The following is a 430-nucleotide window of genomic DNA, read 5'->3' as shown; positions in this document are numbered from 1 at the left end:
CCTGGCCGGCCTGCAGTCCCAGCCCCGCGACGTCCTCGAGGCGGCGCGCGTGGACGGGGCCTCCAAGATCCAGTCCTTCGTGCTCATCACGCTGCCGCACATGCGCCGCTACATCGAGCTGTGCGTCCTGCTCGGCGCGATCTACGTGGTCAACACGTTCGACCAGATCTACCTCATGACCGCAGGCGGACCGGGCACCCAGAGCGCCAACCTGCCGTTCTACATCTACCAGCGAGCCTTCCTGGGCTTCGACGTCGGCCAGGCCGCCGCCATGGGCGTGGTCGTGGTGATCGGCACGATCATCATCGCGACCTGGGCCCTGCGTCTGATGTTCAAGAGCTTCATGACCACGGAGCAGTGACCGACATGACCGCACAGCCCCATGACTCCGTCTCCGCGGAGACGACCTCTGCTCCCTGGGACGCCCAGG

1 protein-coding gene is annotated in these 430 nt (G+C 66.5%); it reads left to right on the top strand.

Translation table 11 applies throughout. The features are described from left to right. On the top strand, positions 1-361 hold a 361-nt coding region (locus IG178_RS24525; RefSeq protein ID WP_193215217.1), incomplete at its 5' end, for a carbohydrate ABC transporter permease. Positions 362-430: the final 69 nt, after the last annotated feature.

This window comes from Neoluteolibacter marinus (assembly GCF_014904755.1).
GTDB lineage: Bacteria > Verrucomicrobiota > Verrucomicrobiia > Verrucomicrobiales > Akkermansiaceae > Haloferula > Haloferula marina.
The sequence above is the reverse complement of the archived record's forward strand: the minus strand, read 5'-3'. Positions and strand labels throughout refer to the sequence as shown.